Genomic DNA, 7,442 nt, shown 5'->3' on the forward strand with positions numbered 1-7,442 from the left:
CTGGCCACTGAATTAGCCTGAACTATCTAGCAGGGGTCGTGGCACATGTGTGGCATCGTCGGTATCGTCGGCAAGTCGAACGTCAATCAGGCGCTGTATGACGCGCTAACCGTCCTTCAGCATCGCGGCCAGGACGCTGCCGGCATCGTGACCAGCCATGATGGTCGCCTGTTCCTGCGCAAGGACAACGGCCTGGTGCGCGACGTGTTCCAGCAGCGCCACATGCAGCGCCTGGTCGGCGACATGGGTATCGGCCACGTGCGCTACCCGACTGCGGGCAGTTCCAGTTCGGCCGAGGCGCAGCCGTTCTACGTCAACTCGCCCTACGGCATCACCCTGGCGCACAACGGCAACCTGACCAACGTCGAGCAACTGGCCAAGGAAATCTACGAGTCCGACTTGCGTCACGTGAACACCAACTCCGATTCGGAGGTGTTGCTCAACGTGTTCGCTCACGAGCTGGCCCAGCGCGGCAAGCTGCAGCCGACCGAGGAAGACGTATTCGCTGCCGTCACTCACGTGCACGAGCGCTGCGTAGGTGGCTATGCGGTGGTGGCGATGATCACTGGTTACGGCATCGTCGGTTTCCGTGATCCCAACGGCATCCGCCCGATCGTTTTCGGCCAGCGTCACACTGACGACGGCGTCGAATACATGATCGCCTCGGAAAGCGTGGCGCTGGACGTGCTCGGCTTTACCCTGATTCGTGACCTGGCACCGGGCGAAGCGGTGTACATCACCGAAGACGGCCAGTTGTTCACCCGTCAGTGCGCACAGAACCCGAGTTACGCGCCTTGCATCTTCGAACACGTCTACCTGGCGCGTCCGGACTCGATCATGGACGGCATCTCGGTGTACAAGGCGCGCCTGCGCATGGGCGAGAAGCTGGCCGACAAGATCCTCCGCGAGCGTCCGGATCATGACATCGATGTGGTCATCCCGATTCCCGATACCAGCCGCACTGCAGCGCTGGAACTGGCCAATCACCTGGGCGTGAAGTTCCGCGAAGGCTTCGTCAAGAACCGCTACATAGGCCGCACCTTCATCATGCCCGGCCAGGCGGCGCGCAAGAAATCCGTGCGGCAGAAACTCAACGCCATCGAGCTGGAGTTCCGCGGCAAGAACGTGATGCTGGTGGACGACTCCATTGTCCGTGGCACCACCTGCAAGCAGATCATCCAGATGGCGCGCGAGGCCGGAGCGAAGAACGTCTATTTCTGCTCGGCAGCACCAGCGGTGCGCTACCCGAACGTCTATGGTATCGACATGCCCAGCGCCCATGAGCTGATCGCCCATGGCCGCACCACCGAGCAGGTTGGCGAACTGATCGGCGCCGACTGGCTGATCTATCAGGACCTGCAGGATCTGATCGAAGCGGTCAGCGGTAGCAAGAAGATCAAGATCGACAACTTCGACTGCGCGGTCTTCGATGGCAAGTACGTGACCGGCGATGTCGACGAGGCCTACCTCAACCGCATCGAGCAGGCGCGTAACGACGCCAGCAAGGCCAAGTCGCAAGCGGTCAGTGCGATCATCGATCTGCACAACAATTGATGCACGGGGCAGGGGACGCCTGCCCTTCGCCTGTAGCCCGGATGCAATCCGGGGGGATGTCACACTGAAGGTCCCGGATTGCATCCGGGCTACTTGTTCGTGAGGTAGAGAGATGACACTGGAATGGGAAGCTGGGCGACTCGATAGTGACCTCGATGACGTAGGCTTCGATACCCTGGCGGTGCGCGCCGGTCAGCGTCGCTCGCCTGAGGGCGAGCATGGTGAGGCGCTGTTCCTCACCTCCAGCTATGTATTTCGCACCGCTGCCGATGCTGCTGCGCGCTTCGCCGGTGAAGTGCCGGGCAACGTCTATTCGCGCTATACCAACCCGACCGTACGCACCTTCGAGGAGCGTATCGCTGCGCTGGAGGGGGCCGAGCAGGCGGTGGCAACGGCCTCCGGCATGTCGGCGATTCTGGCCATCGTCATGAGTCTGTGCAGCGGCGGTGATCACGTGCTGGTGTCGCGCAGCGTGTTCGGCTCGACCATCAGTCTGTTCGAGAAGTACCTCAAGCGCTTCGGGGTCGAGGTCGATTACGTGCCGCTGGCCGATTTGGATGCCTGGCAGGCGGCGTTCAAGCCGAACACCAAACTGCTGTTCGTCGAGTCGCCCTCCAACCCGCTGGCCGAGCTGGTGGATATCGCCGCGCTGGCCGAGATCGCCCATGCACGCGGCGCGCTGCTGGCGGTGGACAACTGCTTCTGCACGCCAGCTTTGCAGCAGCCGCTGAAGCTGGGTGCGGATATCGTCATGCACTCTGCGACCAAATACATCGACGGCCAGGGTCGTGGCATGGGCGGCGTGGTGGCCGGGCGTAGCGAGCATATGAAGGAAGTAGTGGGTTTCCTGCGTACCGCTGGTCCGACGCTGAGCCCGTTCAATGCCTGGCTGTTCATCAAGGGCCTGGAAACCCTGCGCATTCGCATGCGCGCGCAGAGCGAAAGCGCGCTGCAGTTGGCCTTGTGGCTGGAGCAACAGCCGCAGGTCGAGCGTGTCTACTACGCTGGCCTGCCCAGCCATCCGCAGCACGAACTGGCGAAGAAGCAGCAGAGCGCTTTCGGCGCGGTGGTCAGCTTCGAGGTCAAGGGGGGGCGTGACGCCGCCTGGAAGGTGATCGATGCCACGCGGGTCGTTTCCATTACCACCAACCTGGGTGACACCAAGACCACCATCGCTCACCCGGCGACCACTTCCCACGGCCGCTTGACGCCGCAGGAGCGCGCCAATGCCGGTATCCGTGACAGCCTGATCCGTCTTGCCGTGGGCTTGGAGGCGCTGGAAGACCTCAAGGCTGACTTGGTGCGCGGCCTGGCCGCAGTCTGAGCATGCTGGAGTGGGGGAGCGACGATACGCCCAATAACGGGCGTGTCGCACTGGTCACTGGCGCTGCACGTGGCATTGGCCTGGGTATCAGCGCCTGGTTGATCACCGAGGGCTGGCAAGTGGTGCTCGCCGATATCGACCGCGAACGCGGTTCTCGAGTGGCGCGTGCCTTGGGTGACAACGCCTGGTTCGTGGCCATGGACGTGGCCAAGGAGGAGCAGGTGGGAGTCGGTGTTGCCGAGGTGCTGGGCCAGTTCGGCCGACTCGATGCGCTGGTTTGCAATGCTGCCATTGCCGATCCGCACACGCCGCCGCTGGAATCGCTCGATCTCAAGCGCTGGAACCGAATGTTGGCGGTGAATCTGACGGGCGCCATGTTGTTGGCCAAGCACTGCGCGCCTTATCTGCGTGGGCATCGCGGCGCCATCGTCAATGTCGCCTCGACTCGTGCCAGTCAATCCGAAGCCGATAGCGAGGCCTATGCCGCCAGCAAAGGTGGTTTGGTCGCGCTCACTCATGCGCTGGCGATCAGCCTGGGGCCTGAGGTGCGAGTCAACTGCGTCAGCCCGGGCTGGATCGATGCACGTGATCCATCTAAGCAGCGCCTGGAGCCCTTGTCGGTGTTCGATCATGCTCAGCACCCGGTCGGGCGAGTCGGGACGGTCGAGGATGTCGCGGCGCAGATCGCCTGGTTGCTGTCGGATGCTGCTGGTTTCATCACCGGGCAGGAGTTCGTCATCGATGGCGGTATGAGCCGCAAGATGATCTACCAGGACTGAGTGCCTGCAGCGTCGGCAGAAGCGCGACAGAAACGAAAAAGGCTCCCGAAGGAGCCTTTTTCATACCGGCACGACTTACATGTTGGGGTAGTTCGGGCCGCCGGTGCCTTCCGGTGCCACCCAGTTGATGTTCTGTGCCGGGTCCTTGATGTCGCAGGTCTTGCAGTGCACGCAGTTCTGCGCGTTGATCTGGAACTTCTTCTCGCCGTCTTCCTGTGTCACCACTTCATACACGCCGGCCGGGCAGTAGCGCTGCGCCGGTTCGTCGTACACCGGCAGGTTCTTCGCCAGCGGGATGCTCGGGTCGGCCAGCTTGAGGTGGCAGGGCTGTTCTTCTTCGTGGTTGGTGTTGGAGAGGAACACCGAGGAAAGCTTGTCGAAGCTCAGTTTGCCGTCCGGCTTCGGGTAGGCGATCTTCGCACACTCGGCAGCCGGCTTCAGGCAGGCGTAATCCGGCTTGTTGTCGTGCAGGGTGAAGGGTGCCTTGCCGCCGAAGATGTTCTGATCCAGCCAGTTGATGCCGCCGCCGACGATGGCGCCGTACTTGTGGATGGCTGCGCCGAAGTTGCGGCTACGGAACAGTTCGTCGTAGAGCCAGCTGGCCTTGAAGCCATCGACGTAGTTGTTCAGCTCGTCGCCGCCCTCACGGCCAGCAGCCAGTGCTTCGGCGATGGCGTCGGCAGCGAGCATGCCGGATTTCATCGCGGTGTGGCTGCCCTTGATCTTGGCGAAGTTCAGGGTGCCGAGGTCGCAGCCGATCAGCGCGCCGCCGGGGAAGACCATCTTCGGCAGCGAGTTGATGCCGCCCTTGCAGATGGCGCGGGCACCATAGGCCACGCGCTTGCCGCCTTCCAGATACTGGGCGATCACCGGGTGGTGCTTGTAGCGCTGGAACTCATCGAACGGCGACAGGTGCGGGTTGGCGTAGGACAGGTCGATGATCAGGCCGACTACGACCTGGTTGTTTTCCAGGTGATAGAGGAAGGAGCCCCCGGTGTTCTCGGTACCCATGATGTCCATCGGCCAGCCGGCGGTGTGCACCACCAGGCCTTGATCGTGCTTGGCCGGATCGATGTCCCAGATTTCCTTGATGCCGATGCCGTAATGCTGAGCATCGGCTTCGCTGTCGAGGTTGTACTTCTTGATCAGCTGTTTGCCGATATGGCCACGGCAGCCTTCGGCGAACAGGGTGTACTTGGCGCGCAGCTCCATGCCGGGGGTGTAGTAGCCTTCCTTGGGATTGCCTTCGCGATCAACGCCCAGATCGCCAGTGACGATGCCGCGGACCACGCCGCTGTCGTCGATCAGCGCTTCCTGTGCAGCGAAGCCTGGGTAGATCTCGACGCCCAGGTTTTCTGCCTGTTGAGCCAGCCAGCGGCACAGGTTGCCGAGAGAAATGATGTAATTGCCTTCGTTGTGCATGGTTTTTGGCACAAAGAAGTCAGGAATTCGGGTAGCCTTGTCGGCGTCGCGCAGCAGATAGATGTCATCGCGCTTGACCGGAGTGTTCAGCGGAGCGCCGAGTTCTTTCCAGTTGGGGAACAGCTCGTTCAGGGCGCGCGGTTCGAATACGGCACCGGAGAGGATGTGAGCACCGACTTCGGAGCCTTTCTCGACCACGCAGACGCTGATCTCCTGGCCCGCTTCAGCGGCTTTCTGTTTCAGTCGGCAGGCGGCGGACAGACCGGACGGGCCGGCGCCGACGATGACGACGTCGAACTCCATAAATTCGCGTTCCACAGGCTATCTCCTACTCAAGGCTCTTCGATGTTTTATGTTGGAGGGCGCAACTCGATCCCTGAGTGCGGCGTGCGCATTATATCTACACCCTCCCATCGGGCCAATACAAACGTTTGTTTGAATTTTCTGTAGGCCTGTTAGAATCCTACTACATCGCGGATGACCGGCCAGTTCGCTGTATTGACCGAGCCAGGCCGCGGGGTCAAGATACGAGCGGTTTTGCGCTCGCCGTCTGAGCTGAAAGGTTGGTTGCGGCCTATTTTGCATCACCGGCCTGGCTCGCCTGGGCGACATTCTTATTCACCGGAGAGTAACGAGGAATCCATGAAGGTTCTTGTAGCTGTCAAACGAGTGGTTGACTACAACGTCAAGGTTCGCGTCAAGGCGGACAACAGCGGCGTCGACCTCGCCAACGTCAAGATGTCCATGAACCCCTTCTGCGAAATCGCCGTGGAAGAAGCCGTACGCCTCAAGGAGAAGGGCGTGGCGAGTGAAATCGTCGTCGTCACCATTGGCCCGGCCACCGCCCAGGAGCAACTGCGCACCGCGCTGGCCCTCGGCGCTGACCGTGCCGTGTTGGTCGAATCCAATGACGAGCTGAACTCCCTGGCCGTGGCCAAGCTGCTCAAGGCAGTGGTCGACAAGGAGCAGCCGCAACTGGTGATCATGGGCAAGCAGGCCATCGACAGCGACAACAACCAGACCGGCCAGATGCTCGGTGCGCTGACTGGCTTCGGCCAGGGTACCTTCGCCTCCAAGGTCGAAGTGGCTGGCGACAAGGTCAACGTCACCCGTGAGATCGATGGCGGTCTGCAGACCGTTGCGCTGAATCTGCCGGCGATTGTGACTACCGACCTGCGCCTGAACGAGCCGCGTTACGCGTCGCTGCCGAACATCATGAAGGCCAAGAAGAAGCCGCTGGAGACCCTGACTCCGGACGCGCTGGGCGTTTCCACCGCCTCCACCGTCAAGACCCTGAAAGTCGAAGCGCCGGCTGCTCGCAGCGCTGGCATCAAGGTCAAGTCCGTGGCTGAACTGGTCGAGAAACTGAAGAACGAGGCGAAGGTAATCTAAATGACTATCCTGGTTATCGCTGAACACACCAATGCCGCTCTGGCTGCCGCTACCCTGAACACCGTTGCCGCTGCGCAGAAGATCGGTGGTGACATTCACGTACTGGTTGCCGGCGCCAACGCTGGCGCTGCTGCCGAAGCCGCTGCCAAGATCGCTGGCGTAAGTAAGGTTCTGGTCGCCGACAACGCCGCCTACGAGCACCAACTGCCGGAAAACGTCGCGCCGCTGGTAGCCGAGTTGGGCAAGGGCTACAGCCACATCCTGGCTGCCGCCACCAGCAACGGCAAGAACATCCTGCCGCGCGTTGCCGCTGCTCTGGATGTCGATCAGATCTCCGAGATCATCGCCGTTGAAAGCGCCGATACCTTCAAGCGTCCGATCTACGCCGGTAACGCCATCGCTACCGTGCAGTCCTCGGCGGCGATCAAGGTCATCACCGTGCGTAGCACCGGTTTCGATGCCGCCGCTGCTGAAGGCGGCAGCGCTGCCGTTGAAGCAGTGTCCGGCCCGGCCGACGCCGGCAAGTCCGCCTTCGTTGGCGAAGAACTGGCCAAGTCCGACCGTCCGGAGCTGACCGCTGCCAAGATCGTCGTTTCCGGCGGCCGTGGCATGGGCAATGGCGACAACTTCAAGCACCTGTACGCGCTGGCCGACAAGCTGGGCGCTGCCGTGGGTGCCTCGCGCGCTGCTGTCGATGCCGGTTTCGTACCGAACGACATGCAGGTCGGCCAGACCGGCAAGATCGTCGCGCCGCAGCTGTACATCGCGGTCGGTATTTCCGGCGCGATCCAGCACCTGGCCGGTATGAAGGATTCCAAGGTGATCGTGGCGATCAACAAGGACGAAGAGGCGCCGATCTTCCAGGTGGCTGACTACGGCCTGGTTGCGGATCTGTTCGAAGCCGTTCCGGAGCTGGAGAAGTCGGTCTAAGCCGCTTTCCCGCTACGAAAAACCCGCTCTGATGAGCGGGT

The 7,442-nt window shown here is 61.8% G+C and carries 6 protein-coding genes; 5 read left to right on the forward strand and 1 reads right to left on the reverse strand.

Features of this window, described 5'->3' with window-relative positions; all coding sequences use genetic code 11:
* Positions 1–45: 45 nt before the first annotated feature.
* The 3 genes from purF (at position 46) to ACJRW5_RS24115 (ending at position 3,657) form a co-directional block, all read left to right on the forward strand.
* Entirely contained in the window at positions 46–1,554 is a 1,509-nt protein-coding gene (gene purF, locus ACJRW5_RS24105; RefSeq protein ID WP_484573006.1) for an amidophosphoribosyltransferase, read from the forward strand.
* 112 nt (positions 1,555–1,666) lie between these two features.
* Positions 1,667–2,878: an O-succinylhomoserine sulfhydrylase gene (locus tag ACJRW5_RS24110; RefSeq protein WP_484573007.1), complete on the forward strand. Its 1,212-nt coding sequence runs from the start codon at positions 1,667–1,669 to the stop codon at positions 2,876–2,878.
* A 2-nt stretch (positions 2,879–2,880) separates the two neighbouring features.
* A complete protein-coding gene (locus ACJRW5_RS24115; RefSeq protein WP_484573008.1) occupies positions 2,881–3,657 on the forward strand; it encodes an SDR family oxidoreductase in 777 nt (258 codons plus the stop codon).
* A 75-nt stretch (positions 3,658–3,732) separates the two neighbouring features.
* Here ACJRW5_RS24115 and ACJRW5_RS24120 read toward each other — a convergent pair whose 3' ends face one another.
* Positions 3,733–5,397, reverse strand: a complete 1,665-nt coding sequence (locus ACJRW5_RS24120; RefSeq protein ID WP_484573009.1) for an electron transfer flavoprotein-ubiquinone oxidoreductase — start codon at positions 5,395–5,397, stop codon at positions 3,733–3,735.
* A gap of 324 nt (positions 5,398–5,721) precedes the next feature.
* Here ACJRW5_RS24120 and ACJRW5_RS24125 point away from each other — a divergent pair, with 324 nt between their 5' ends.
* The gene (locus ACJRW5_RS24125; RefSeq protein ID WP_037054384.1) at positions 5,722–6,471 is read left to right on the forward strand and encodes an electron transfer flavoprotein subunit beta/FixA family protein; all 750 of its coding nucleotides are present in this window, start codon (positions 5,722–5,724) and stop codon (positions 6,469–6,471) included.
* On the forward strand, positions 6,472–7,401 hold the full coding sequence (locus tag ACJRW5_RS24130; RefSeq protein ID WP_484573010.1) for an electron transfer flavoprotein subunit alpha/FixB family protein: 930 nt from the start codon (positions 6,472–6,474) through the stop codon (positions 7,399–7,401).
* Positions 7,402–7,442 lie beyond the last annotated feature (41 nt).

Origin of the sequence: Pseudomonas pichavaramensis (assembly GCF_050473265.1) — a bacterium.
Taxonomy (GTDB): Bacteria; Pseudomonadota; Gammaproteobacteria; order Pseudomonadales; family Pseudomonadaceae; genus Aquipseudomonas.

Bases quoted from the DNA above. Each gene is read 5' to 3' on its own strand.
- ACJRW5_RS24115 (WP_484573008.1), top strand. From the start codon at position 2,881: ATGCTGGAGTGGGGGAGCGACGATACGCCCAATAACGGGCGTGTCGCA.
- ACJRW5_RS24110 (WP_484573007.1), top strand. From the start codon at position 1,667: ATGACACTGGAATGGGAAGCTGGGCGACTCGATAGTGACCTCGATGAC.
- purF (WP_484573006.1), top strand. From the start codon at position 46: ATGTGTGGCATCGTCGGTATCGTCGGCAAGTCGAACGTCAATCAGGCG.
- ACJRW5_RS24130 (WP_484573010.1), top strand. From the start codon at position 6,472: ATGACTATCCTGGTTATCGCTGAACACACCAATGCCGCTCTGGCTGCC.
- ACJRW5_RS24125 (WP_037054384.1), top strand. From the start codon at position 5,722: ATGAAGGTTCTTGTAGCTGTCAAACGAGTGGTTGACTACAACGTCAAG.